Consider the following 23,579-nt stretch of genomic DNA (forward strand, 5'->3'; position numbering starts at 1 on the left):
TGGTAAGGCAAGGCACAGGAACTCAAGCGCGACTTAGCGCTTGTGTTCCTTCACTTCGGCTTCGCGCAGGCGCGGGGCCAGCTTGTCGAGCACGCCGTTGACGAACTTGTGGCCGTCGGTCGAACCGTAGACTTTCGCCAGTTCGATACCTTCGTTGATGACCACGCGGTATGGCACGTCGACGCGCTTGAGCAGCTCCCAGGTAGACAGGCGCATCACGCACAGTTCAACCGGGTCCAGTTCTTCGATGGTCAGGTCCAGGCATGGCGCCAGTGCCGTGTCGATCTCGGTCAGGTTGGCATGCACACCGTGCAGGATGTCGTGGAAGTAGCTCTGATCGGCAAACGTGAAGTCGTTATCGACGCGAAACTGCGCTTCGATTTCGTTCAGCGAAGCGCCCGCCAGCAGACGCTGGTACAGCGCCTGGGTGGCGAGTTGACGCGCTTTACGACGCTTCTCGCTTTTGGATGGCTTGCCGGCATCCGCAGGGCGTGGGTCCTGAGGGTTGAACTGATCGCTCTCGTCAGAAATCACTTGGCCTCCAACTGCGACAGCAGGCTGACCATTTCCAGCGCGGACAGGGCTGCTTCAGCGCCTTTGTTACCGGCCTTGGTGCCGGAACGCTCGATGGCTTGCTCGATGGAATCTACGGTCAGTACGCCGAAAGCGACTGGCACGCCGAACTCCATGGACACCTGGGCCAGGCCCTTGGTGCATTCGCCAGCCACGTATTCGAAATGCGGGGTACCGCCACGAATGACCGCGCCCAGGGCGATGATCGCCGCGTATTCACCCTGCTGTGCAACTTTTTGCGCAACCAGAGGAATTTCGAAGGCGCCAGGGGCGCGGATGAGGGTGATATCGCTCTCGCTCACACCGTGGCGAACCAGGGCGTCAACGGCACCGCTTACCAGGCTTTCAACCACGAAGCTGTTGAAGCGGCCAACCACCAGGGCATAGCGGCCTTTGGGGGCGATGAAGGTACCTTCGATGGTCTTCAGGGTCATTCGACAAATCTCTTAAAGAGCCGGGACGCGAAAAGTGCGTCCCTCAGTGATGATTTAACCGCGAACACGGGGCAAAAATAGCCAGCCGTTATTCGGAGGGCACGTATTCTACAACTTCCAGGTCGAAACCGGATATCGCATTAAATTTCATCGGTGCACTCATCAAGCGCATTTTACGTACACCCAGGTCGCGCAGGATCTGCGAACCGGCACCGACGATGCTGTAGGTAGTCGGCGTTTTGACCTGAGTGTTCTCGGCGGTTTCACGAATATGCGCGAGCAACACGTCGCCATCCACCGGGTTGCCCAACAGCAACACCACACCGCTGCCTGCCTGGGAAACTGCGGCCATGGCAGCGCGCAGGCTCCAGCGGCCGGGCTGCTTGACCATCAGCAGGTCGCGCAGCGGGTCCATGTTGTGCACGCGCACCAGGGTCGGTTCGTCGGCGCAAATGGTGCCCAGGGTCAGGGCCATGTGCACGTCGCCTTCCACTGAATCACGGTAGGTCACCAAATTGAATTGGCCCAGTTCGCTGTCCAGCGGCTGCTCGGCAATCCGCTGAACGGTACGTTCGTGGATCATGCGGTAGTGAATCAGGTCGGCAATGGTGCCGATCTTGAGGTTGTGTTCGGCGGCAAAGGCTTCGAGTTCAGTGCGACGGGCCATGGTGCCGTCGTCGTTCATCACTTCGCAGATCACGCCGCTCGGCTCGAAACCGGCCATGCGCGCCAAATCGCAGGCGGCTTCGGTGTGGCCGGCGCGAGCGAGGGTGCCGCCCGGCTGGGCCATCAGCGGGAAGATGTGGCCCGGGCTGACGATGTCTTCGGCCTTGGCGTCTTTCGCGGCGGCGGCTTGCACCGTGCGTGCACGGTCGGCGGCAGAAATACCGGTGGTGACGCCGGTGGTCGCTTCAATGGACACGGTGAACTTGGTGCCGAAACCCGAACCGTTGCGCGGCGCCATCAATGGCAGCTTGAGCAACTCGCAGCGCTCGCGGCTCATGGGCATGCAGATCAGCCCACGGGCGTGCTTGGCCATGAAGTTGATGTGCTCAGCCTTGCAGGCCTCGGCGGCCATGATGATGTCGCCTTCGTTTTCGCGATCTTCGTCATCCATCAGGATGACCATCTTGCCTTGGCGGATGTCTTCAACCAGTTCTTCGATGCTATTGAGCGCCACGCGGCACCCCCTTGGTCAGGATTTCAGGTAGCCATTAGCGGCCAGAAAGCTTTCAGTGATGTTCCCGGACGGCCCTTGTAGAGAGACAGACTCTGCGGCCTTATCGCCCATCAGCAGGCGCTCCAGGTAACGGGCAAGCAAGTCAACTTCCAGGTTCACCCGGCGACCTGGCTGGTACGACGCCATGATGGTTTCGCTCAGGGTGTGGGGAATGATGGTCAGCTCAAATTCGGCGCCATTGACGGCGTTCACGGTCAGGCTGGTGCCGTCGACGGTGATCGAGCCTTTGTGGGCGATGTACTTGGCCAGCTCTTTCGGCGCACGAATGCGGAATTCCACGGCACGTGCGTTTTCGCTGCGCGCCACCACTTCGCCGACGCCGTCGACGTGACCGCTGACCAGGTGGCCACCCAGGCGGGTGGTCGGGGTCAGGGCTTTTTCCAGGTTGACCGGGCTGCCGGCTTTTAGGTCGTTCATCGCGGTGCAGTCCAGGGTTTCCCGGCTGACGTCGGCGGCAAAGCCATTGCCCGGCAGCTCAATGACGGTCAGGCACACGCCGCTGACGGCGATACTGTCGCCCAGCTTGACGTCGCCCAAATCGAGCTTGCCGGTTTCAACCAACAAGCGCACATCACCGCCTTTGGGGGTCATTGCGCGGATGCTGCCGATGGATTCGATAATGCCGGTGAACATGGCCTTCTCCTGGAAAACGGGACTGGCGCTTGAGCGCCCGGTCAGAATTATACGCTCGCTGCTGGAAGAGGGATGGCAGTGACTCGCCAGTCATCGCCTACAGCGCGCATTTCAGTGATCTTGAGTTGGGGGGCGTCGGCGAGTTTATCAAGCGGCCAGTCCAGCAAAGGCCGAGCGGCGGAGCCAAGAAACTTGCCAGCGACGAATATCACGTACTCGTCGACCAACCCCTGCTGGGCAAACGCACCCGCCAGGCTTGGACCGGCCTCTACCAACACTTCGTTGACACCTCTGGCCGCCAGTGCGACCAGCGCCGAGCGCAGGTCCACCTGACCGTCAACGCCTGGCACGACCAGGCATTCGGGCCCACGGGGGAACTGGTTCTCTGGCGTAACACAGGTGATGACCAGCGCCGGGCCGGCCTTGAAGAACGGCGCGTTGAGCGGCACGCGCAGGCGGCCGTCGATCAACACGCGCAATGGCGGGCGGGACATGGCCAGTGCAGTGGTCGCTTCGTCCAGGCCCAGTTCGGCGGCACGTACGGTCAGGCGGGCGCCGTCGGCCAGCACCGTATCGGCACCGGTCAACACCACGCTGGCCTCGGCGCGCAGGCGCTGTACGGCGGCGCGGGCGGCAGGGCCGGTGATCCATTGGCTTTCGCCACTGGCCATCGCGGTGCGGCCGTCCAAACTCATCGCCAGTTTGACCCGCACGAACGGCAGGCCGTGTTCCATGCGCTTGAGGAAGCCCGGGTTGAGCGCGCGCGCTTCACTTTCCAGCACGCCGCTGTGGGTTTCGATACCGGCCTGGGCCAAACGCTGCAGGCCACGCCCAGCCACTTCCGGGTTGGGGTCCTGCATCCCGGCGACCACTCTCGCGACACCGGCAGTCACCAATGCATCGGCGCAAGGCGGTGTCCGCCCGTGGTGGCTGCATGGCTCAAGGGTCACGTACACCGTGGCGCCACGCGCCTTGTCACCGGCGGCGCGCAACGCATTCGGCTCGGCATGGGGTTCGCCGGTGCGTTCATGCCAGCCTTCGCCGACAATCTGCCCATCCCGCACAATCACGCAGCCCACACGCGGGTTGGGATGGGTGGTGTACACGCCCTTGCGCGCCAATTCGAGGGCGCGAGCCATGTAATGGGCATCGAGGATGGCCTGTTCTGCAGAAGGTGCGGTCATTTCTTTACCGGCTCACGGGCCAGGCGGTCGATCTCTTCGCGGAACTCATTGAGGTCCTGGAAGCGTCGATACACCGAAGCGAAACGGATATAGGCGACTTCGTCGAGCTTTTGCAGCTCGCCCATCACCAGTTCTCCAACCACCAGGCTCTTAACCTCGCGCTCGCCGGTCGCACGCAGCTTGTGCTTGATATGCGCCAGCGCCGCCTCCAGCCGCTCGACACTCACCGGGCGTTTTTCCAGGGCGCGCTGCATACCGGCGCGCAGTTTGTCTTCGTCGAAAGGCTGGCGGCTGCCGTCGGACTTGATCAGACGTGGCAACACCAGTTCGGCGGTTTCGAAGGTGGTGAAACGTTCACCGCAGCCAGAGGCCAGGCATTCGCGCCGGCGACGTACTTGATCGCCCTCGGCGACCAGACGTGAGTCAATGACCTTGGTGTCGTTGGCACCGCAGAAGGGACAGTGCATGGTGGCAGGCAACAAAAAAAGGGAGGGCCATGGTAGCGCATCCCCATGGCAAGACAAGCCATAGCCTTTACGGTATATAGGCTGACTATTATGTTTCATATTTTTTAAGCCACGGATTTTGCCCTTTCTGGAGCCGTACATGCAGTTACGACCACTTGTTTTACTCACCCTGTTCAGTTTCCTGGTCGCCTGCAGCAGCGAAGCCCCGAAACCGTCGGTACCGCAACCGACGCCTGCCCAAGAGAAAAAAGTCCCCGGCATTGAAGACTTGGGCCCGCTGCCGGCTTATCAGCGTGAAATCAACGGCACCCTCAATGGCGTGCCGGCCAACGCCGAAGTCGAACTGGCGCTGCTGGTGATTGACGAGCGCAACCGCCCGCAACAACTGCTCGCCAGCAGTGTGTTGACCGGCAACGGCAAGCCCGTGGCCTTCCGCCTGCGCTTCAGCCCGGACGCCTTTCCGGCCGGTGCGCGGGTTGAATTGCGCGGTCGTGCCAGCCAGTCCGGCCAGTTGATCCTGCACCTGCCCGCCGTGCGCATCACCCAAGCCATCACCCAGACCACCGGCCCCCTGCAACTCGTCAAGGCACCATGACGCCACCGCTGGGCCTGCAACGGGCGCTGAGCGAACTGATCGGCGACGCGCAATTGGTGCCCTGCCCGCTGCCGGGCACCGAACTCTCGTTGTGGCTGCTCGACGCGGACAATATGGACCGCGCCTTCAGCCCCGAAGAAACCCGGCGCATCCTGCATGAACCGCCCTACTGGAGTTTTTGCTGGGCCAGCGGCCTAGCATTGGCGCGCTACCTGGCGGCAAACCCTGAGTGGGTCGCCGGCAAGCGTGTGCTGGATTTTGGCGCCGGTTCCGGCGTGGCCGGGATCGCCGCCGTCAAGGCGGGTGCGCTGGAAGTGGTCGCGTGTGATTTGGACCCGCTGGCGCTGGCCGCTTGCCGGGCGAACGCCGAACTCAACGCAGTGGAACTGAGTTATTCAGCAGACTTTTTCGCCGAAGCCGACCGCTTCGACCTGATCCTGGTCGCCGACGTGCTCTACGACCGCGCCAACCTGCCGCTGCTCGACCAGTTCCTCACCCGTGGCCGCGAGGCACTGGTGGCAGATTCGCGGGTACGCGACTTTCAGCACCCGGCGTATCAACGCCTGGAAATCCTCGACGCGCTGACCCTGCCCGATCTGGCCGAGCCTTGGGAGTTTCGCAAGGTGAGCCTGTACCATTCGCGGCGCTCTTGAGACCATCGCGGGCAAGCCCGCTCCCACAAGGGAATGCGGTCAAGTGTGGGAGCGGGCTTGCCCGCGATAGCGATCTGGACTCCATCACCTTATAGTTGCCCCATTCCCGCTTTATTCGAGACGCACCATGAGTGAGCCCACGCCGTACATCTTCGACGTCACCACCGCTAACTTCGACCAGGCCGTGATTCAGAACTCCTTCGAAAAACCCGTACTCGTGGATTTCTGGGCCGAGTGGTGCGCGCCGTGCAAGGCGTTGATGCCCATGCTGGCGAAAATTGCCGAGAGTTATCAGGGCGAGCTGCTGCTGGCCAAGATCGATTGCGAGGCCGAGCAGGATATCGTCGCGCGTTTTGGCATTCAAAGCCTGCCCACCGTGGTGCTGTTCAAGGACGGCCAGCCAGTGGACGGGTTTGCCGGGGCGCAGCCGGAGTCGGCGGTAAGGGCGATGCTGGAGCCGCATGTGCAGATGCCACCGCCGGCGGCCGCTGACCCACTGGAACAGGCCCAGGCGCTGTTTGCCGAAGGCCGTATCAGCGACGCCGAAGCGGTACTGGTCGCGCTGCTGGGCGAAGACAACACCAACGCTGCCGCGCTGATCCTGTATGCACGCTGCCTGGCCGAACGCGGTGAGTTGGGCGAAGCCCAAACCGTGCTCGACGCCGTGAAAAGCGACGACCACAAAGCCGCCCTCGCCGGGGCCAAGGCGCAAATAACCTTCCTGCGCCAGGCGGCCGATTTGCCAGACGCCGCCGACTTGAAAAGCCGCCTGGCGCAAAACCCGCAGGACGATGAAGCGGCCTATCAGTTGGCCATTCAGCAACTCGCTCGCCAGCAATACGACGCCGCGCTGGAAGGCCTGCTCAAGCTGTTTATCCGCAATCGCAGCTACAGCGAAGGCTTGCCGCACAAGACCTTGCTGCAAGTATTCGAATTGCTCGGCAATGACCACCCGCTGGTCACCGTGTACCGCCGCAAGTTGTTCGCCGCGCTGTATTAACTGCCGACCCAGCTGTACAGCGGCGTATCTCCGCCGCTGGCTACTTTCACGCTGGCACTGTGGCGCAGGCGCACCAACAGGCGTTTGCCTGACGCCGCATCACCCGACAAGCCTTCCAATTGGTCGAGTAACTCCAGCCCATTGAGTTGCCCGGCCTGGCGCAACAGGTCCTGGGCACTCTGCCACAGATCATCGCTGTGTTTGACCGGTGCATCTGCCGGCGCGCTGGGTACCGGGGTCGCCTGCAACTGTGCGCCCAGCCGTGCCCAATCGTCGTCGTCGAGCTCCACGGTCAAGTCCACCGGCAAGTCGCCGACGATTCCACGAATTCGTAACATCGTCCTTACTCCCCGCACTTTTCCGACCCGCATGCTCCCACGCGACTTGCGCAACGCCAAGCGGGCGTTCAAACTCCCGGCTTATCGTTATAAGATTACATAACAAAACTTTCATGTTCTGGAGCCTTCTCATGCGCCGTCTGCTGCTCGCTTTGCCGTTTGCCCTGTTGCCACTCGCCATTGCTCACGCGGCTGACGAGCACGACCATGATCACGAGCACGGCAGCCTCGGCACCCACGAGCACGGTGTCGGTCGCCTCAATGCGGTACTCGACGGCCAGGCGCTTGAACTGGAATTTGACAGCCCAGCCATGAACCTCGTGGGTTTTGAACACCAGGCCACCTCCCCGGCCGATAAAGCCAAGGTCGCCGCCACCCGCAAACAGCTGGAAAGCCCATTGGCCCTGTTCAATCTGCCAAAAGCCGCCGGTTGCGTGATCAGTACCCTGGAACTCAACAGCCCGTTGTTCGGTGACAAACCTGAAGCCGATCATGACGACGACGATGATGACCACGCCACCGACGGCAAAGGCGCAGCCGCCCACGAGCATCATCATGATCACAGCGAAATCCACGCCCACTACCAGTTCACCTGCGCCACGCCGACTGCCCTGAGCAATCTCGACCTGAGCCAAGTGTTCAAGACCTTCCCCGCCACCCAGAAGATCAACGTGCAGTTGATCGGCCCAAGCGGCCAGCAAGGTGTGGAAGCAACGGCACAGGCAGCTACGCTGAAGTTCTGATCTGAAAACCCAATCACTGTGGGAGCTGGCAAGCCGGCTCCTACAGTGGATCGGCGCCACTTCCTACCACCAGGCGACCCTGATTTCCCATGACCCAAGCGTTAATCGAACTGTCTGACCTGGGCTTCAACTGGCCCGGCCACCCACAGTTGCTGGACATCCCCACGTTCCGCCTGGAAGCGGGGGAAACTCTGTTTCTCAAGGGCCCGAGCGGCAGTGGCAAAACCACCCTGCTCGGCCTGCTGGGCGGCGTGCAGAAACCCAGCCAGGGCAGCATCCGCCTGCTCGGCCAGGAATTGACCGAGCTGTCGGCGGGCGCACGCGACCGCTTCCGCGTCGACCACACCGGCTACATTTTCCAGCAGTTCAACCTGCTGCCGTTCCTGTCGGTGCGCGAGAACGTCGAGTTGCCTTGCCACTTTTCCAAGCTGCGCGCGCAACGGGCGATTCAGCGCCACGGCAGCGTCGATCAGGCCGCAGCCACGTTGCTCGCGCATCTGGGTTTGAACGACAAAAGCCTGCTGGAGCGCCGCGCCGACTCGCTGTCCATCGGCCAGCAACAACGGGTGGCCGCTGCCCGTGCGTTGATCGGCCAACCGGAACTGGTGATTGCCGACGAGCCCACCTCGGCCCTGGACTATGACGCTCGCGAAGCATTCATCCGGCTGCTGTTCGCCGAATGCCGCGACGCGGGCGCCAGCCTGTTGTTTGTCAGCCATGACCAGAGCCTGGCGCCGTTGTTCGACCGCAACCTGTCGCTGGCCGAACTCAATCGCGCCGCCACGCCCGCAGAGGTTTGAGATGTATTTGTTTCGTCTAGCCATGGCCAGCCTGGCTAACCGCCGCTTTACCGCGATCCTCACCGCTTTCGCCATCGCCCTGTCGGTGTGTCTGTTGCTGGCGGTGGAGCGCGTGCGCGTTGAGGCGCGCAACAGCTTCGCCAGCACCATCAGCGGCACCGACCTGATCGTCGGCGCCCGCTCCGGCTCGGTCAACCTGCTGCTGTACTCGGTGTTCCGCATCGGCAACGCCACCAACAACATCCGTTGGGACAGCTACGAGCACTTCGCCGCCAACCCGCAAGTGAAATGGGCAATCCCGATTTCCCTTGGCGACTCGCACCGTGGCTACCGGGTGATGGGCACCAACGAATCCTACTTCGAGCACTACCAGTACGGCCGCAAGCAGAACCTCGAACTGGCCAGCGGCCGCGCCTTCGCCACCGACCCGTTCGAAGTGGTGTTGGGTGCTGAAGTCGCCGACGCCCTGCATTACAAGCTCGGCGATAAGCTGGTACTGGCCCACGGCGTGGCAGTGGTCAGCCTGGTCAAACACGATGACAAACCGTTCACCGTGGTCGGCATTCTCAAGCGCACCGGCACGCCGGTAGACCGCACGCTGCACATCAGTCTCGGCGGTATGGAAGCGATTCATATCGACTGGCACAACGGCGTACCCGCCCAAGGCAAAGGCCGCATCAGCGCCGATCAGGCGCGCAATATGGACCTGACCCCGCAGGCGATCACCGCGTTCATGCTCGGTTTGAACAACAAGATTTCCACCTTCGCCCTGCAACGCGAGATCAATGAATTCCGCGGTGAGCCGATGCTGGCGATCCTGCCCGGCGTGGCGCTGCAAGAGTTGTGGAGCATGATGGGCACCGCCGAAAAAGCGCTGTTCGTGATCTCGCTGTTCGTGGTGCTGACCGGCCTGATCGGCATGCTCACGGCGATCCTCACCAGCCTCAACGAGCGCCGCCGCGAGATGGCGATCCTGCGCTCGGTCGGCGCACGCCCTTGGCACATCGCAACACTGCTGATCTTCGAAGCCTTCGCGCTGGCACTGTCCGGCGTGGTTGCAGGCACAGGCCTGCTGTACGTGTGCATCGCCGCATCGCGCGGGTATTTGCAGGCCAACTATGGCCTGGACCTGCCGATGTCTTGGCCCAGCGAATATGAATGGACATTGCTCGCCGGTATCCTGGCGGCAGCGCTGTTGATGGGCAGCGTGCCCGCGTGGCGCGCCTATCGACAATCCCTGGCCGATGGCCTGTCCATACGTTTATGAGGAAGGCTTCGATGCGCCGTGCCCTGTTTGCCCTGTTGCTGCTGGTGGCACTGCCCGCGTGGGCGGCCGACCAGCCCAAGGACCTGTCCTGGCAGGAGATGATCCCGCCGGACGCGCCGCCGGAAATTCCCAACATGAAGCCGCTGCACGACCTGTCGAACATGGCCGACGCATTGTCGGTCGAGGCGGCGCCTGCGGCCAAGCAGGACCTGCCCAACGCGCCGGTGGTGCAGAGCCTCGACGGCCAGCACATTCGCTTGCCGGGTTATATCGTGCCGCTGGAAGTCAGCGAAGAAGGCCGCACCACCGAGTTCTTGCTGGTGCCGTATTTCGGCGCGTGCATCCACGTACCGCCGCCGCCGTCGAACCAGATCGTGCATGTGAAAAGCGAAGTCGGGGTGAAGCTTGACGAGCTGTACCAGCCGTATTGGATCGAGGGCTCGATGCAGGTCAAACCGTCATCCAGTGAGTTGGCGGATGCCGGCTACCAAATGGATGCCGAGAAGATTTACGTCTACGAGCTGCAGGAATGAGCCTGGCTCAAGAACAGCACAGATCCCACGGTTTTTGAGCCGTGGTTACCCTTTCATTGAGCTGAGTCAAAGGATCGAATGGAACGATCTTTACCATTGGACGTACAACTTTTAACGTCCTTTTGGAGCTCCCATGAACAAGTCCCTGCTCGGCGCGTCCCTCTTCGCGCTCGCCCTCGCCGCCCCTGCCGTCCACGCTCACGAAGCGGGCGATATTCTGATTCGCGCCGGTGCAATCACCGTTAACCCGAAAGCAGACAGCAGCAGCGTGAAGGTTGACCAGGGCCCATTGGCGGGCACCAACCTGGGCGGCAAGGCGACCATGAGCAGCGACACTCAACTGGGCTTGAACTTCGCCTACATGTTCACCAGCCACTGGGGTATCGAACTGCTGGCAGCCACGCCGTTCGAGCACGACGTGAAGCTCAAGAACACCGCGCTCGGCGCCGCGAACGGCAAGCTCGGCACCCTGAAACACCTGCCGCCGACCCTGAGCGTCGTGTACTACCCGCTGGACAGCAAGTCGGCATTCCAACCGTACGTGGGCGCCGGCATCAACTACACCTGGATCTACGACGAGCACGTCAGCAGTGACGCCCAGCAAGCCGGTTTCAGCAACTTCAAGGCGGAAAACTCCTGGGGCTGGGCCGCGCAGATCGGCGCCGACTACATGATCAACGACAAGTGGATGATCAACGCCCAGGCGCGCTACATCGACATCAGCACCAAGGCCACCGTGGACAACAACGCGCTGGGCCAAGGCACGCGCGCCAAGGTCAATGTGGACGTTGATCCAATGGTTTACATGGTGGGTATCGGCTACAAGTTCTAATCCCGGTTTAACTAACGCTGCATAACCCCTGTGGGAGCGGGCTTGTGTGGGAGTCGGGCTTGCCCGCGATGCAGACGCCTCGGTCTATCAGTTGCACCGAGGCGATGCTATCGCAGGCAAGCCAGCTCCCACACAAGCCCGCTCCCACATTTGGTTTTGTGTGGTGTCAGCTACGCCGGTAGAACCGGTCCAGCAATGCCGGCAACCCAGCCCGCCACGCCCGTGGCTTGATGCCAAAGGTGTGGAGGATTTTCTTGCAGGCCAGCACCGCGTGTTGCGGTTCATCGGCCGCATCCAGCCGTGCCGCGTGGGCCTGGGCGGTAGGGGATTCGATCGCCAGCGGATGGTAGTTGCGCGCTTCGGTGAGAATCGCCTGGCCCAGCGCCAACGGCGTGGTCGCCTCATGGCCAGCGTAGTGATACGTGCCCCACAGCGGCGCCGCGCAATCGAGTTGCTTGAGCACTGAGATGATCACCCGGGCGGCATCATCCACCGGCGTCGGGTTGCCGCGTCGGTCGTCGGCCATCAGCAATTCATCCGGTTTCTCGGCACGGGCCAGGAAGCGCCCCAGGGTGCCGTCGACGCTGTCATCCAGCAGCCAGCCAAAACGCAGCATCACGTGTTGCGGGCAGGTGGCGCGCACGCTTTGCTCAATGCGCCACAACGCCTGGCCGCGCAGGCCCAAGGGCACCGGCTCGTCCTTTTCGCTGTAGGCGGTGGCACGCGAGCCATCGAACACGCGGTAGCTGGACGGTTGCAGCAAGGTGATGTTGTGGTGCTGGCACAGTTCAGCCAGGCGCTCGATCGCGAACTCCTGGGCAGCCAAGCGGGTTTCGCTGACCGCTTCGGCCTGGAACCAGTCGAAATAGTAGGCGAGGTTAATCAACGCATCGGGACGGGTGTCGTCGAGCAATTGGGTGAGGCTCGCGGCATCCCAGCCGTCTTGGGGCGGTTTGGGTGCGAGGAAACCGATGTCTTCCTCTGCACCGAGGCGAATCAGCGCCTGCCCGAGGGCATTCCCGCCGCCCAGTAACATAAGGCGCATTCGCATAGAGTGTGCAGGCCCGGTCTGTTTGGAACGATGGTTATTGTCGGCGGCCTTGTGAGCCATACCGTGGGTGTTTGCCAGAATCGTTGCATTTTGCGGGTTTGTAGCGCAACCGTCACTTATAAAGTGCGGGGTTGCAAGTTGCACCGGCCGGCCGCATAAATTGTGAATGAGCCTTCCCGAATCAACGGACACGGTCTTGGACGGTTTCCACCCCGCCGTCAGCGCCTGGTTCCGCAGCACGTTCCCCTCGGTGACCCGCGCCCAGGCCCAGGCCTGGCCGCTGATCCGCCAGCGCCGCTCGACACTGATCGCCGCGCCCACCGGCTCCGGTAAAACCCTGACGGCGTTCCTGGCTGTGCTGGATGACCTGGTCCATCAAGGCCTGGCCAACGGCGGGCAACTGCCGGATGAGACGTTGGTGGTGTATGTATCGCCGCTCAAGGCGCTGTCCAACGATATCCAGATCAACCTGCAAAACCCGCTAACCGGTATCACCGAGCAGTTGCAGGCCATGGGCTTGCCGCCGCTTGCGATCCGCACCGCCGTACGCACCGGCGACACCCCGCAAAAAGACCGCGCGCTGATGCGCAAGCGGCCGCCGCATATCCTGGTCACCACCCCGGAATCGCTCTATGTGCTGCTCGGCTCGGACTCCGGCCGGCAGATGCTGGCCAGCACACGCACGGTAATCATCGACGAAATCCACGCCATCGCCGCCGGCAAACGCGGCAGCCACCTGGCCCTGAGCCTGGAACGCCTGCAAGGCTTGTGCGCCGAGCCGCTGACCCGTGTCGGCCTGTCGGCCACGCAAAAGCCTATCGAGGCGGTGTCGCGCTTTTTGGTCGGCACTGGCCGTGAATGCGCCGTCGTCGATATCGGTCACGCCCGCCCCCGCGACCTGGATATTGAAGTGCCGCCGGTGCCGCTGTCGGCGGTGATGGCCAATGACGTGTGGGAATTGGTCTACGATCGCCTCGCCGCGTTGGCCCGCGAACACCGCACCACGCTGGTCTTCGTCAACACGCGGCGCCTGGCCGAACGCCTGGCCCGGCACTTGAGCGAGCGTTTGGGCAAGACCTCCGTCGCCGCCCACCATGGCAGCCTGGCCAAAGAAATGCGCCTAGACGCCGAGCAACGGCTCAAGGCCGGCGAGCTGCAAGTGCTGATCGCCACGGCGTCGCTGGAACTGGGGATTGATATTGGCGACGTCGACCTCGTCTGCCAGATCGGCTCGCCCGGCTCGATCAACGGTTTTTTGCAACGCGTCGGCCGCTCCGGCCACCAGGTCGGCGGCACGCCCAAGGGGCGCCTGTTCGCCACCACCCGCGATGACCTGATCGAATGCGCCGCCCTGCTCGACTGCGTGCGCCGGGGCGAGCTGGATACCTTGCACATCCCGGTCGCGCCGTTGGACGTACTCGCCCAACAGATCATCGCCGAAGTCAGCGCCCGTGAATGGACGGAGCAGGCGCTACTGGCGCTGATCCAGCGCGCCGCGCCTTACGGCACACTCGACCCGCGCCACTACCAGGCGCTGTTGCAGATGCTCGCCGACGGCTATAACGGCCGCCAGGGCATCCGCAGCGCCTACCTGCACCGCGACGCCGTGACCCACACACTGCGCGGCCGCCGTGGTGCCAGGCTGACCGCCGTGACCAGCGGCGGCACCATCCCGGACAACGCTGACTACAGCGTGTTGCTTGAACCTCAGAGCCTGAATATCGGCAGCGTCAACGAAGACTTCGCGGTGGAAAGCATCGCCGGGGATATCTTCCAGCTCGGTAATACGTCCTACCGGATCTTGCGGGTCGAGGCCGGCAAGGTACGCGTCGAGGATGCCCATGGCCAACCGCCGACTATCCCGTTCTGGCTCGGCGAAGCACCGGGGCGCAGCAATGAATTGTCGGCCGCCGTGGCGCGTTTTCAAGGGCAGTTGGACGCGCTGCTCAGCGCCACACCCGGCGACCTGCAACCCGCCCACGACTGGCTCACTGGCAGCCTCGACCTGAACCGCGCCAGCGCCGAACAAATCCTCGATTACCTGGCACGCGCGCGCCTGGCCCTTGGCGCCCTGCCGTCCCAGGACACGTTGATCATGGAGCGTTTTTTCGACGCCTCCGGCGGCACCCAATTGATCATCCATACGCCCTTCGGCAGCCGCCTCAACCGCGCCTGGGGCCTGGCCCTGCGCAAGCGTTTTTGCCGCACCTTCAATTTCGAATTGCAGGCGGCGGCCAGTGAGAATGCGATCGTGCTGTCGCTGTCCACCAGCCACAGTTTCGAGCTGGATGAGGTGTGGCGCTATCTGAACAGCAACAGCGCCGAGCACATCCTGACCCAGGCGGTGCTGGATGCGCCGCTGTTCGGTGTGCGCTGGCGCTGGAATGCCAGTGTGGCCCTGGCATTGCCGCGTTATACCGGTGGGCGCAAGGTAGCGCCGCAGATCCAGCGCATGAAGAGCGAAGACCTGATTGCCAGTGTGTTTCCCGACCAGATCGCCTGCCTGGAAAACCTCGCCGGCGAGCGTGAGATACCCGAACACCCTCTGGTGGAACAAACCCTCGACGACTGCCTGCACGAAGCCATGGACAGCGAAGGTTGGCTGATCCTGTTGCGGCGCATGGAGCGTGGCGAAGTGCGCCTGATCAGCCGCGACCTACCGGCGCCCTCACCCATGGCCGCCGAAATTCTCAGCGCGCGCCCCTACACCTTTCTCGACGACGCACCGCTGGAAGAACGCCGCACCCAGGCGGTGCTCAACCGGCGCTGGAGCGACCCGCAAAGCACCGACGACCTCGGCGCGCTGGATGCCGAGGCCATCGCCGGCGTGCGCGAGGAGGCGTGGCCGGCACCCAATGGGCTGGACGAAATGCATGAGGCGTTGATGAGCCTGGCGTGCATCGCCATTGATGAGATCACGCCGCAGTGGGCCGAGTGGCTGCACGCCTTGGCCAAGGGCGGGCGCGCCTATCAACTGAATAATGGCCTCTGGGTAGCCGTGGAGCGCTTGAGTTGTGTGCAGGCGATTTATCCCAACAACTTGCCGTTGCTGCCGGGCTTCGATGAACCCTGGACCGTTGAGGATGCGCTGGCGGAAGTGCTGCGTGCACGCCTTGGCGGGTTTGGCCCGCTGAGCCTGATCGAGATTGCAGCGCCGCTGGCCCTGCCGGTGGCAGACGTGACTCAGGCACTGGCGCGCCTGGAACAGGAAGGCTACGTGCTGCGCGGCCGCTTCAGCCCGGGCGCCCGTGATGAGCAATGGTGTGAGCGGCATCTGCTCGCACGTATTCATCGCTACACGGTCAAGCGCCTGCGTCGGGAAATCGAGCCGGTGGCGTTGCAGGACTTCATGCGTTTTCTGTTCGATTGGCAGCACTTGTCAGAGGGCACGCGCGGCCAGGGCAGCGCGATGCTGCCGCAGATTGTCGGCCAGTTCGAAGGCTACGCCGCCGCCACGTCGGCCTGGGACAGTGACTTGCTCAGCGCGCGACTCAAGCATTACACCCCCACCTGGCTCGACGAGCTGTGCCGCAGCGGCAAATTGGTATGGACGCGCTTGAGCAACAAGACCAGCGCGATTGCGCTGCGCAGTACGCCCGTGGTGCTGCTGCCCCGCAGCCAAGTGCCGCTGTGGAGCGGGCTGACCGAACTCACCGACAGCACCACGCTGTCGCCCAAGGCGCAGAAAGTCCACTTGGCCCTGCGCGAGCACGGCGCGCTGTTTTTCGATGAGCTGGTGCACGAGGCCCATCTGCTGCGCAGCGAACTGGAGATCGCACTACAAGAACTGGTGGGCGCGGGGCTGGTGAATGCCGACAGCTTCGCCGGCCTGCGCGCCCTGACCACCCCCGCCAGCAAGCGCCTGGCGCGCAGCAGTCGGCGCGGGCGCGGTGCGTTTGTCGGCGGCATGGACGACGCCGGGCGCTGGGCCTTGGTGCGCCGCTCGCCCAGCGCCGCCGGGCCGCACTCGACTGAGACGCTGGAGCACGTGGCGATGACCTTGCTGCGCCGCTATGGCGTGGTGTTCTGGCGGCTGCTGGAGCGCGAGGCGGATTGGCTGCCGAGCTGGCGCGAACTACTGCGCACCTTCCATCGGCTGGAGGCACGCGGCGAGATTCGTGGCGGGCGGTTTGTCAGCGGGTTGGCGGGCGAGCAGTTTGCGCTGCCGGAAGCGATCCCGTTGTTGCGCGAAGTACGGCGCAGGCCGCATGACGGCAGTTTGATTGCCGTGTGCGGGGCTGATCCGCTGAACCTGGTGGGCACGCTGCTGCCAGGGAGCAAGGTGCCGGCGGTGAGCGGCAATCGGATTGTGTACCGTGACGGAGTGCCGGCGGCGGTGATGGTGGGCGGCAAGCAGCAGATTCTGCTGGAGCAGGATCTGCGGGCGATTCAGGAGAAGTTGATCAGGCATTGAAGTGGGTTGGCTTTGAGGGCCTCTTCGCGAGCAAGCCCGCTCCCACATTTTGACCGTATTCCAACCCTGTACTCGGTCGAGTGTGGGAGCCGGGCTTGCCCGCGATGAGGCCCGACCAGCCGTCCCAGAGCTACTGGGTACGCGGCTGCTCCGTCAACACCAGCGACGCCGGCACCTCTTCATCAGGTTCATCCACCCGCGCCGTGCGCTTGGGCAACAGCACCTGCTGTGGATAAGTTTGCGCGAAGTGCACCTCGTCGCAGTTATCCACACGCTTTTTCAGGCGCTGGTTAAACGCGCGACTCACGGCATATTGCCCGCCCGACACGGTTCGGAATTGCGCCGTGAGCACCACGCCATTGAGGTCCATCTTGTCCACGCCAAAGACTTCCAGCGGCCCTTGCAGGTTGTACTTGAGGAACACGTCATCGCTAATCGATTGCCCGGTCTCGCGGATCAGTTCCACGGCTTTGTCCACATCGGTGTCATAGGTGAACTGCACCGAGAAGAACGCATAGGCAAATTGCCGCGACTGGTTGGTGACGGCCTTGATCTGCCCGAACGGCACCGAATGCACGAACCCCTTGCCGTCGCGCAGGCGCAGGGTGCGGATGGTCAGGCCTTCGACGGTGCCGGCGTGGCCGGAGTCGAGCACCACCCAGTCGCCGATGGACAACGTATCTTCGATGATGATGAACAGGCCGGTGATGACGTCCTGCACCAGTTGCTGGGAGCCGAAGCCGATGGCCAGGCCGACCACGCCGGCACCGGCCAGCAGCGGCGCAACGTTGATGCCGAGGTTGGCCATCGTGGTGATCGCGCAAATCACCACCAGCACAATTTTTACTGCGTTACGCAGCAGCGGCAGGATGGTTTTGACCCGTGTGCTCGGCTGGCGGCTGGAGCGTTTGTTCACCGGTGGCTTGAGCGCCTCCTGGATGGCGGTGTCGAGTACCACCCAGAACAGCCACGTCATCAGCAGGATCAGACCGATACTGCTGAGCGAATCGCTGATCGCCCGACCCACCGCGTTGCGCTGGGCAAATTCGAACAGCGACACGCCCCAGATGCGCCCGAGTAGTTCGATAAAGGCGATGGCCATCGCAATACGCAGGATCGCGTGTAACAGGCTGAGAAAGCGCTCCTTGTAGGCACTGCTGCGCTGGATCGCCACCTGGCTGCGGGACTTGAACAGGTGCTGTAAAACCGTACTGAGGAACACCGTGCCGATCAGCAGAATCGTGGTGAACAGCGCGCAACGCAGGGCCTTTTGGTTGTCGTCGCCGGCGCCGATCAGGTTGATTGCCGAGACCAGCACCATCAACAGAATCGGCCAGTACCACAGCCCGGAAAACACCCGCAGCGATTGCTGCAACGCCGGGTGCTTGAGGCGCTGGGCCAACGGCCGGTTGCGGATCAAATGCGCGACCGGGCGACGCAGACGCACCACCAGCACGCCGAAAATCACCGTTGCAAACAGGCCGGTAAAGACCGCGATGCTGCTGGTGACATTGCCGCCGAGCTGGCGGGCGATTTGCGGGCTGATCAACGCGTCGCTGAGGGCGGCGAGAAAGCCGATCAGGAACAGGGGTTTGGGACAGTAGTCGCGAATGATCTGCACCGCCGGCCGCTTGTGGCCGAGGTTGAACATGACGATGACGCACAACAGCATCGAGGTGGAAAAGATGCCGCTGCTGGTGGCGTAGGCGAAACACAGCGCCAGCGCGCGCCCCACTGACGTGGGTAAGAAGTGACTGACGTAGAGGGTCAGCGGCAGGCAGATCAGCGCCGGGATCGTATACGGCAGCACATACCCAAGCACCGCTTGCAGACGCGCGCGCCGCTCGACGAAACGCCGCCGACTCAAGCGCAGCACGATGAAGCGCCCCAGCAGCGTCAACACCGCAAAGGCCCCCACCCACACGCCGGACAGCAACAGGAAATCCCCTGCCACGCTCCACGGCGAACGTTCGGCGGTCTGGTCGACCAGGCGCCCCACTTCATCCGCCGCACGGTCGGCGCGCAAGCGCCAGGCGTCAATGAGGTTCTGATTGAGGTCGAGTTTGTCCTGCACGTCGTCAATGCTGGTGCTGATGGCCCCCAGCAGGCCGCCTTCTACCAACAGCTCGGGCTTGGCCGGGGCTGCGACGGTGGCCGGTGCGGCGGCAGGCGCCGGTGTTGCGGCTTGCAACGCGCCATTGCCCAGGAACAGCAGCGCGCCAAACAGTAATGCAGTTTTTAGATTCAGCAAAACACCGGGCTCCATCTGCAGGGTCTGTAAGGAACTGACGGGTTTGAGCCTTGATCGTTCCCCCCCGTTCGGCACCTTTGCGCCCAGGGCAAATATCAAATGCCGATCGCTGTCTTTTTCCGCCTAAGCCAAACCCAGACACTGCGCTCCTGATTTACACCCACCGGAGTTGCAGCCATGCCTATTGCGTTGCTCGCGCTGACCCTCAGCGCTTTTGCCATCGGGACGACCGAGTTCGTCATCGTTGGCCTGTTACCCACAATCGGCGCCGACCTCGGCGTTGACCTGCCGTCCGCCGGCCTGTTGGTCAGCCTCTATGCCCTGGGCGTGGCCATCGGCGCGCCGGTGCTCACCGCCCTCACCGGTAAGGTGCCACGTAAGTTACTGCTGCTGTCGTTGATGGTGCTGTTCACCCTCGGCAACCTGCTGGCCTGGCAGGCACCCAGCTATGAATCGCTGGTAGTGGCGCGGATCGTCACCGGCCTGGCACACGGGGTGTTTTTCTCGATTGGCTCGACCATCGCCACCAGCCTGGTGCCGAAGGAAAAAGCCGCCAGTGCGATCGCGATCATGTTTACCGGCTTGACCGTCGCGCTGGTCACCGGCGTGCCGCTGGGCACGTTTATCGGCCAGCACTTCGGCTGGCGTGAAACCTTCCTCGCCGTCTCGGCGCTGGGTGTGATCGCGTTTATCGGCAGCCTGATCTACGTGCCAAACACCATCGCCCACAGCAAACCCGCGTCCCTGCTGCAACAACTGCAAGTGCTCAAGCAGCCGCGCTTACTGCTGGTGTATGCCATGACCGCCATCGGCTACGGCGGTTCGTTTATCGCGTTTACCTTCCTGGCCCCCATCCTCCAGGACATCGCAGGCTTCAGCGCCGGCACCGTGAGCCTGGTATTGCTGGTGTATGGCATCTCGGTGGCTGCCGGGAATATCTGGGGCGGCAAACTGGCGGATAAACGCGGCCCCATCAGCGCGTTGAAAATCATCTTTGCGCTGCTCGCGGCGGTGTTGCTCATCCTGACCCTGACCGCCAGCAACCCATGGCTGGCGCTGGCCACCGTATTGGTGTGGGGCGCGGTTGCATTCGGCAATGTGCCGGGCCTGCAGGTGTACGTGGTGCGCCAGGCCGAACATCACACGCCGCAGGCGGTGGATGTGGCCTCGGGCTTGAACATCGCCGCGTTTAACCTGGGAATCGCCGGGGGCGCGTGGGCCGGAGGCCTGATTGTGGCGCATATGGGGTTGATCCATACCGCATGGATCGGCGGCCTGGTGGTGTTGGTCGCCCTGGCGCTGACCGCCTGGAGCGGTCGCCTTGACCGACGGGGACCGGTGTATGCCGAGCCCTCGACCCGCGTAATGACTGGCCACTGATCCGCCGTGTCTCGAGCGTGCCGTCCGTAGGAAGGTGGAAACTTTCATCGAAACATCGCAGTCAGCCTTAAACGGGGGCCAGGCCCCCACTCTTTCACAGGAGCAATCATGGCTGCGATTCCCGACTGGGTGCCCATTACCCCCAGCGTCGCCATCACGCGCTTCACGGTGCTGACGGTCAATATCCACAAGGGCTTCACCGCATTGAATCGACGCTTCATCCTGCCCGAGCTGCGTGAAGCCGTGCGCAGCGTGGGCGCCGATATCGTGTTCCTGCAGGAAATCCACGGCACTCACGAACGCCATCCTCAGCACTACAGTGACTGGCCGAACATGCCGCAGTACGAATTCCTCGCCGACAGCATCTGGCCGCAATTCGCCTACGGTCGCAACGCGATCTACCCGCATGGCGACCATGGCAATGCGCTGCTGTCGAAATTCCAGATCATCCGCTACGACAACCTCGACATTTCGCAAAGCGGCCACGAAAACCGTGGCCTGCTGCATTGTGTGCTGCGCTTGCCCGGCACCGGCCAGGAAGTGCATGCGATCTGCATGCACCTGGGCCTGCGCGAGGTGCATCGCCAGCAACAGTTGCGCCTGCTGGAACAGCGCATCCGCGAGATCCCCGCCGATACGCCGCTGGTCGTGGCCGGTGATTTCAACGACTGGCGCCAGAAGGTTGACCTGAGCCAGAGCGGCCTCAAGGAAGTGTTCGTCGAAGCCCACGGCAAGCCCGCCCGAACCTTCCCGGCACGCCTGCCGTTGCTGCCGCTGGATCGCATCTATGTGCGCAATGTGAACATCCATAACCCCAAGGTGCTGACGACCCGGCCGTGGTCTCATCTGTCAGACCATGTGCCGTTGTCAGTGGAGATCGAGTTATGAACGTCGCGGTAGAACACATCGCCACCGACCAGCCGCCGGATGAAGCGAAAGCGCGTGATCTCGATTACGGCTGGCAGAGCGACAACCGGGTCGAGCTGCTGGAGAACGGCGAGGCGTACTTTCCGACAGTCTTCGACGCCATGCGCAAGGCGCAACGGGAGATTCTGCTGGAGACCTTTATTCTGTTTGAAGACAAGGTCGGCCATGAGTTGCAAGGCATTCTGATAGAGGCCGCGCAACGTGGCGTGAAGGTGGTGGCCAGCCTCGATGGTTTTGGCTGCGGCGAACTGAGCCCGGCATTTCTCGGCGAGCTGGCTGAGGCGGGTGTGGAGGTGCAGATGTTCGACCCGGCGCCGAAGAGGTTGGGGCTTCGCACCAACTGGTTTCGCCGCCTGCATCGCAAGATTGTGGTGGTGGACGCCGCCGTGGCGTTTATCGGCGGGATCAACTTTTCTGCCGACCACCTCGGGGATTTTGGCCCCGAGGCCAAGCAGGATTATGCGCTGCAATTGACCGGCCCGGCGGTGGCCGACCTGCACCATTTCGCCCTTGCACAAAGTGGTCGCCAGGTGCGCACGCGGCGAGGCTGGCGCCGGCGCCAGCAACGGCCCGCGCTGTGGACAACCGCTAACGACGACGGCCTGGTGCGCCTGATCTACCGCGACAACGTGCAGCACCGCGACGACATCGAAGAGGCGTATATCCACGCGCTGAGCAAGGCCCGACAACGCGTGGTGATCGCCAACGCCTACTTCTTTCCCGGCTACCGGCTGCTGCGCGAAATTCGCAACGCCGCGCGCCGTGGTGTGCAGGTGCAACTGATCATGCAGGGCCAACCTGATGTGCTGCTGGCCAAGCTGGCGGCGCGCATGCTCTACGACTATCTGCTCAAGGATGGCGTGGTGATTCACGAGTATTGCCAACGGCCGCTGCATGGCAAAGTCGCGCTGGTGGATGACCATTGGAGCACCGTGGGCTCAAGCAACCTGGACCCGTTGAGCCTGTCGCTGAACCTGGAAGCCAACGTGCTGATTCGCGACCGCGCCTTCAACCAGCAGCTGTATGAACGTTTGGAAATACTCGCCAAAGACCATTGCCGGACCATGCCGGAAAACCGCAAGCCACGGCTGTGGCTGTGGCGATTGACCGTAGGCTTCCTGGTATTTCATGTGATGCGCCATTTCCCTGTACTGACGGGCTGGCTACCGGCGCATAAACCCCGCTTGAAACCCTTCCAGAGTCAGGCCCGTGAACGCTGACACCGGCAGCTCGCGATTCAAACGCTGGAAGAAGCCGCTGACCATCGCTTTCTTCCTGCTGCTGATCGTGCTGTTCACCCTGCTGGCGCGGCGCATCGACTGGAGCGAAGTGATGCAGACGCTGGGCGACTTCAAGCTGCACACGTTGTTGATGGCCGGTGGGCTGACCTTGTGCAGTTTCCTCGTCTACGCCAGCTTCGACCTGATCGGTCGCACCTACATTCGCCAGCCATTGCGCTGGAAGCAGATCTTGCCGGTGGGGATCATCAGCTATGCGTTCAACCTCAACCTGAGCGCGTGGGTCGGCGGGATCGCCATGCGTTATCGGCTGTACTCACGGCTCGGGGTGAGCACCGGTAATATCGCGAAGATTCTTGGGCTGAGCCTGGCGACCAATTGGTTTGGTTACATGGCATTGGCCGGCGTGGTGTTCAGCAGCGGCTGGGTGACGATGCCGCCGGGCTGGAAAGTCAGCACCAGCGCTTTGCAGGGCATTGGTGTGTTGCTGGTGCTGGCCAGTCTCGGGTATCTGGCAGCCTGCCGATTTTCGAAAAAACGTGCGTGGTCGATCAAAGGCATCGAGATCAATTTGCCCTCGCTGCGCATGGCATGTTTGCAGTTGGCGTTGGGCGCGTTGAATTGGTCATTGATGGCGGCGGTGATCTTTACCTTGTTGCCGGCCAAGTTGGATTATCCGCTGGTGTTGGGGGTACTGCTGATCAGCGCGATTGCCGGTGTCATCACCCATATCCCGGCCGGGCTTGGAGTGCTGGAGGCCGTGTTTATCGCGCTGATGCAGCATGAAGCGTCGCGCGGCAGTTTGCTTGCGGGGTTGATTGCCTACCGGGCGATCTACTTTATTTTGCCGCTGCTGATTGCGCTGGTGATGTACCTCGCGGTCGAAGCCAAAGCCAAAGCGTTGCGGGTGAAGAAAGCACCTGTTTGAAGGTGTTGAAGGCGCCCCAAAGCGCCTAATGCCAGTCAGTTAAGCGAACGAAATGCTCAAAGCAGCGAAGATCCAATGTGGGAGCGACGCTTAACTGA

Annotated in this window: 22 protein-coding genes; 13 read left to right on the forward strand and 9 right to left on the reverse strand. The window is 62.7% G+C overall.

The window, feature by feature from the left end:
* Positions 1-33: 33 nt before the first annotated feature.
* From nusB to nrdR, 6 genes are all read right to left on the reverse strand, one after another.
* Positions 34-534 carry a transcription antitermination factor NusB gene (nusB, locus tag ACI77D_RS24470; protein ID WP_053258233.1) on the reverse strand — a complete coding sequence of 167 codons (501 nt, stop codon included), beginning with the start codon at positions 532-534 and terminating at the stop codon, positions 34-36.
* Entirely contained in the window at positions 531-1,007 is a 477-nt protein-coding gene (gene ribE / locus ACI77D_RS24475) for a 6,7-dimethyl-8-ribityllumazine synthase (protein WP_003194576.1), read from the reverse strand. The genes nusB and ribE overlap by 4 nt, the downstream gene beginning before the upstream one ends.
* An 88-nt stretch (positions 1,008-1,095) precedes the next feature.
* Positions 1,096-2,187 carry a bifunctional 3,4-dihydroxy-2-butanone-4-phosphate synthase/GTP cyclohydrolase II gene (gene ribBA / locus ACI77D_RS24480; protein WP_221295735.1) on the reverse strand — a complete coding sequence of 364 codons (1,092 nt, stop codon included), beginning with the start codon at positions 2,185-2,187 and terminating at the stop codon, positions 1,096-1,098.
* A gap of 15 nt (positions 2,188-2,202) precedes the next feature.
* Entirely contained in the window at positions 2,203-2,880 is a 678-nt protein-coding gene (locus tag ACI77D_RS24485; protein ID WP_064454330.1) for a riboflavin synthase, read from the reverse strand.
* A gap of 47 nt (positions 2,881-2,927) precedes the next feature.
* Positions 2,928-4,064, reverse strand: coding sequence for a bifunctional diaminohydroxyphosphoribosylaminopyrimidine deaminase/5-amino-6-(5-phosphoribosylamino)uracil reductase RibD (ribD, locus tag ACI77D_RS24490; RefSeq protein WP_064454331.1), 1,137 nt, complete (start codon positions 4,062-4,064; stop codon positions 2,928-2,930).
* Positions 4,061-4,531: a transcriptional regulator NrdR gene (gene nrdR, locus ACI77D_RS24495; protein WP_064455016.1), complete on the reverse strand. Its 471-nt coding sequence runs from the start codon at positions 4,529-4,531 to the stop codon at positions 4,061-4,063. The genes ribD and nrdR overlap by 4 nt, the downstream gene beginning before the upstream one ends.
* A 139-nt stretch (positions 4,532-4,670) precedes the next feature.
* On the opposite strand from nrdR, the gene ACI77D_RS24500 reads away from it, so the two are divergent.
* From ACI77D_RS24500 to trxA, 3 genes are all read left to right on the forward strand, one after another.
* Positions 4,671-5,126 carry a YbaY family lipoprotein gene (locus tag ACI77D_RS24500; protein ID WP_064454332.1) on the forward strand — a complete coding sequence of 152 codons (456 nt, stop codon included), beginning with the start codon at positions 4,671-4,673 and terminating at the stop codon, positions 5,124-5,126.
* Entirely contained in the window at positions 5,123-5,779 is a 657-nt protein-coding gene (locus ACI77D_RS24505; protein WP_262666359.1) for a methyltransferase, read from the forward strand. The genes ACI77D_RS24500 and ACI77D_RS24505 overlap by 4 nt, the downstream gene beginning before the upstream one ends.
* Before the next feature lie 127 nt (positions 5,780-5,906).
* Entirely contained in the window at positions 5,907-6,779 is an 873-nt protein-coding gene (gene trxA / locus ACI77D_RS24510; protein WP_064454334.1) for a thioredoxin, read from the forward strand.
* Here the strand turns inward: trxA and ACI77D_RS24515 are convergent.
* Positions 6,776-7,117 carry a hypothetical protein gene (locus ACI77D_RS24515; RefSeq protein WP_407017664.1) on the reverse strand — a complete coding sequence of 114 codons (342 nt, stop codon included), beginning with the start codon at positions 7,115-7,117 and terminating at the stop codon, positions 6,776-6,778. The genes trxA and ACI77D_RS24515 overlap by 4 nt on opposite strands.
* Before the next feature lie 131 nt (positions 7,118-7,248).
* On the opposite strand from ACI77D_RS24515, the gene ACI77D_RS24520 reads away from it, so the two are divergent.
* The 5 genes from ACI77D_RS24520 (at position 7,249) to ACI77D_RS24540 (ending at position 11,292) form a co-directional block, all read left to right on the forward strand.
* Positions 7,249-7,860: a DUF2796 domain-containing protein gene (locus ACI77D_RS24520; protein ID WP_407017665.1), complete on the forward strand. Its 612-nt coding sequence runs from the start codon at positions 7,249-7,251 to the stop codon at positions 7,858-7,860.
* Between the two features lie 89 nt (positions 7,861-7,949).
* Entirely contained in the window at positions 7,950-8,660 is a 711-nt protein-coding gene (locus tag ACI77D_RS24525; RefSeq protein ID WP_064454337.1) for an ABC transporter ATP-binding protein, read from the forward strand.
* 1 nt (position 8,661) lies between these two features.
* Entirely contained in the window at positions 8,662-9,927 is a 1,266-nt protein-coding gene (locus ACI77D_RS24530) for an ABC transporter permease (protein WP_407017666.1), read from the forward strand.
* Between the two features lie 11 nt (positions 9,928-9,938).
* Positions 9,939-10,460, forward strand: a complete 522-nt coding sequence (locus tag ACI77D_RS24535; RefSeq protein ID WP_262666365.1) for a DUF3299 domain-containing protein — start codon at positions 9,939-9,941, stop codon at positions 10,458-10,460.
* Positions 10,461-10,593: 133 nt separating this feature from the next.
* A complete protein-coding gene (locus ACI77D_RS24540) occupies positions 10,594-11,292 on the forward strand; it encodes an OmpW family protein (protein ID WP_064454340.1) in 699 nt (232 codons plus the stop codon).
* Between the two features lie 166 nt (positions 11,293-11,458).
* Here the strand turns inward: ACI77D_RS24540 and ACI77D_RS24545 are convergent, their stop codons facing one another.
* Entirely contained in the window at positions 11,459-12,343 is an 885-nt protein-coding gene (locus ACI77D_RS24545) for a sugar nucleotide-binding protein (RefSeq protein ID WP_407017667.1), read from the reverse strand.
* Positions 12,344-12,509: 166 nt separating this feature from the next.
* On the opposite strand from ACI77D_RS24545, the gene ACI77D_RS24550 reads away from it, so the two are divergent.
* Positions 12,510-16,757, forward strand: coding sequence for a DEAD/DEAH box helicase (locus ACI77D_RS24550; protein ID WP_407017668.1), 4,248 nt, complete (start codon positions 12,510-12,512; stop codon positions 16,755-16,757).
* 130 nt (positions 16,758-16,887) lie between these two features.
* Here the strand turns inward: ACI77D_RS24550 and ACI77D_RS24555 are convergent, their stop codons facing one another.
* Entirely contained in the window at positions 16,888-19,008 is a 2,121-nt protein-coding gene (locus tag ACI77D_RS24555; RefSeq protein ID WP_407017669.1) for a mechanosensitive ion channel family protein, read from the reverse strand.
* A 177-nt stretch (positions 19,009-19,185) separates the two neighbouring features.
* Between ACI77D_RS24555 and ACI77D_RS24560 the strand changes: the two genes are divergently transcribed.
* The 4 genes from ACI77D_RS24560 (at position 19,186) to ACI77D_RS24575 (ending at position 23,481) form a co-directional block, all read left to right on the forward strand.
* Positions 19,186-20,388: an MFS transporter gene (locus ACI77D_RS24560; protein WP_407017670.1), complete on the forward strand. Its 1,203-nt coding sequence runs from the start codon at positions 19,186-19,188 to the stop codon at positions 20,386-20,388.
* 108 nt (positions 20,389-20,496) lie between these two features.
* Complete coding sequence (locus tag ACI77D_RS24565) at positions 20,497-21,276, forward strand: endonuclease/exonuclease/phosphatase family protein (RefSeq protein WP_221295740.1); 780 nt, start codon at positions 20,497-20,499, stop codon at positions 21,274-21,276.
* On the forward strand, positions 21,273-22,535 hold the full coding sequence (gene clsB, locus ACI77D_RS24570; protein WP_064454345.1) for a cardiolipin synthase ClsB: 1,263 nt from the start codon (positions 21,273-21,275) through the stop codon (positions 22,533-22,535). The genes ACI77D_RS24565 and clsB overlap by 4 nt, the downstream gene beginning before the upstream one ends.
* The gene (locus ACI77D_RS24575) at positions 22,525-23,481 is read left to right on the forward strand and encodes a lysylphosphatidylglycerol synthase domain-containing protein (RefSeq protein ID WP_407017671.1); all 957 of its coding nucleotides are present in this window, start codon (positions 22,525-22,527) and stop codon (positions 23,479-23,481) included. The genes clsB and ACI77D_RS24575 overlap by 11 nt, the downstream gene beginning before the upstream one ends.
* Positions 23,482-23,579 lie beyond the last annotated feature (98 nt).

The sequence above is a fragment of the Pseudomonas sp. O39 genome (assembly GCF_045447295.1).
Lineage (GTDB): Bacteria > Pseudomonadota > Gammaproteobacteria > Pseudomonadales > Pseudomonadaceae > Aquipseudomonas > Aquipseudomonas antarctica_A.

Bases quoted from the DNA above. Each gene is read 5' to 3' on its own strand.
- ribD (WP_064454331.1), bottom strand. From the start codon at position 4,064: ATGACCGCACCTTCTGCAGAACAGGCCATCCTCGATGCCCATTACATG.
- ACI77D_RS24515 (WP_407017664.1), bottom strand. From the start codon at position 7,117: ATGTTACGAATTCGTGGAATCGTCGGCGACTTGCCGGTGGACTTGACC.
- ACI77D_RS24520 (WP_407017665.1), top strand. From the start codon at position 7,249: ATGCGCCGTCTGCTGCTCGCTTTGCCGTTTGCCCTGTTGCCACTCGCC.
- ACI77D_RS24560 (WP_407017670.1), top strand. From the start codon at position 19,186: ATGCCTATTGCGTTGCTCGCGCTGACCCTCAGCGCTTTTGCCATCGGG.
- clsB (WP_064454345.1), top strand. From the start codon at position 21,273: ATGAACGTCGCGGTAGAACACATCGCCACCGACCAGCCGCCGGATGAA.
- ACI77D_RS24540 (WP_064454340.1), top strand. From the start codon at position 10,594: ATGAACAAGTCCCTGCTCGGCGCGTCCCTCTTCGCGCTCGCCCTCGCC.
- ACI77D_RS24530 (WP_407017666.1), top strand. From the start codon at position 8,662: ATGTATTTGTTTCGTCTAGCCATGGCCAGCCTGGCTAACCGCCGCTTT.
- ACI77D_RS24485 (WP_064454330.1), bottom strand. From the start codon at position 2,880: ATGTTCACCGGCATTATCGAATCCATCGGCAGCATCCGCGCAATGACC.
- trxA (WP_064454334.1), top strand. From the start codon at position 5,907: ATGAGTGAGCCCACGCCGTACATCTTCGACGTCACCACCGCTAACTTC.
- ACI77D_RS24550 (WP_407017668.1), top strand. From the start codon at position 12,510: ATGAGCCTTCCCGAATCAACGGACACGGTCTTGGACGGTTTCCACCCC.
- ACI77D_RS24525 (WP_064454337.1), top strand. From the start codon at position 7,950: ATGACCCAAGCGTTAATCGAACTGTCTGACCTGGGCTTCAACTGGCCC.
- ACI77D_RS24505 (WP_262666359.1), top strand. From the start codon at position 5,123: ATGACGCCACCGCTGGGCCTGCAACGGGCGCTGAGCGAACTGATCGGC.
- ACI77D_RS24565 (WP_221295740.1), top strand. From the start codon at position 20,497: ATGGCTGCGATTCCCGACTGGGTGCCCATTACCCCCAGCGTCGCCATC.
- ACI77D_RS24500 (WP_064454332.1), top strand. From the start codon at position 4,671: ATGCAGTTACGACCACTTGTTTTACTCACCCTGTTCAGTTTCCTGGTC.
- ACI77D_RS24535 (WP_262666365.1), top strand. From the start codon at position 9,939: ATGCGCCGTGCCCTGTTTGCCCTGTTGCTGCTGGTGGCACTGCCCGCG.
- ACI77D_RS24545 (WP_407017667.1), bottom strand. From the start codon at position 12,343: ATGCGAATGCGCCTTATGTTACTGGGCGGCGGGAATGCCCTCGGGCAG.
- nrdR (WP_064455016.1), bottom strand. From the start codon at position 4,531: ATGCACTGTCCCTTCTGCGGTGCCAACGACACCAAGGTCATTGACTCA.
- ribE (WP_003194576.1), bottom strand. From the start codon at position 1,007: ATGACCCTGAAGACCATCGAAGGTACCTTCATCGCCCCCAAAGGCCGC.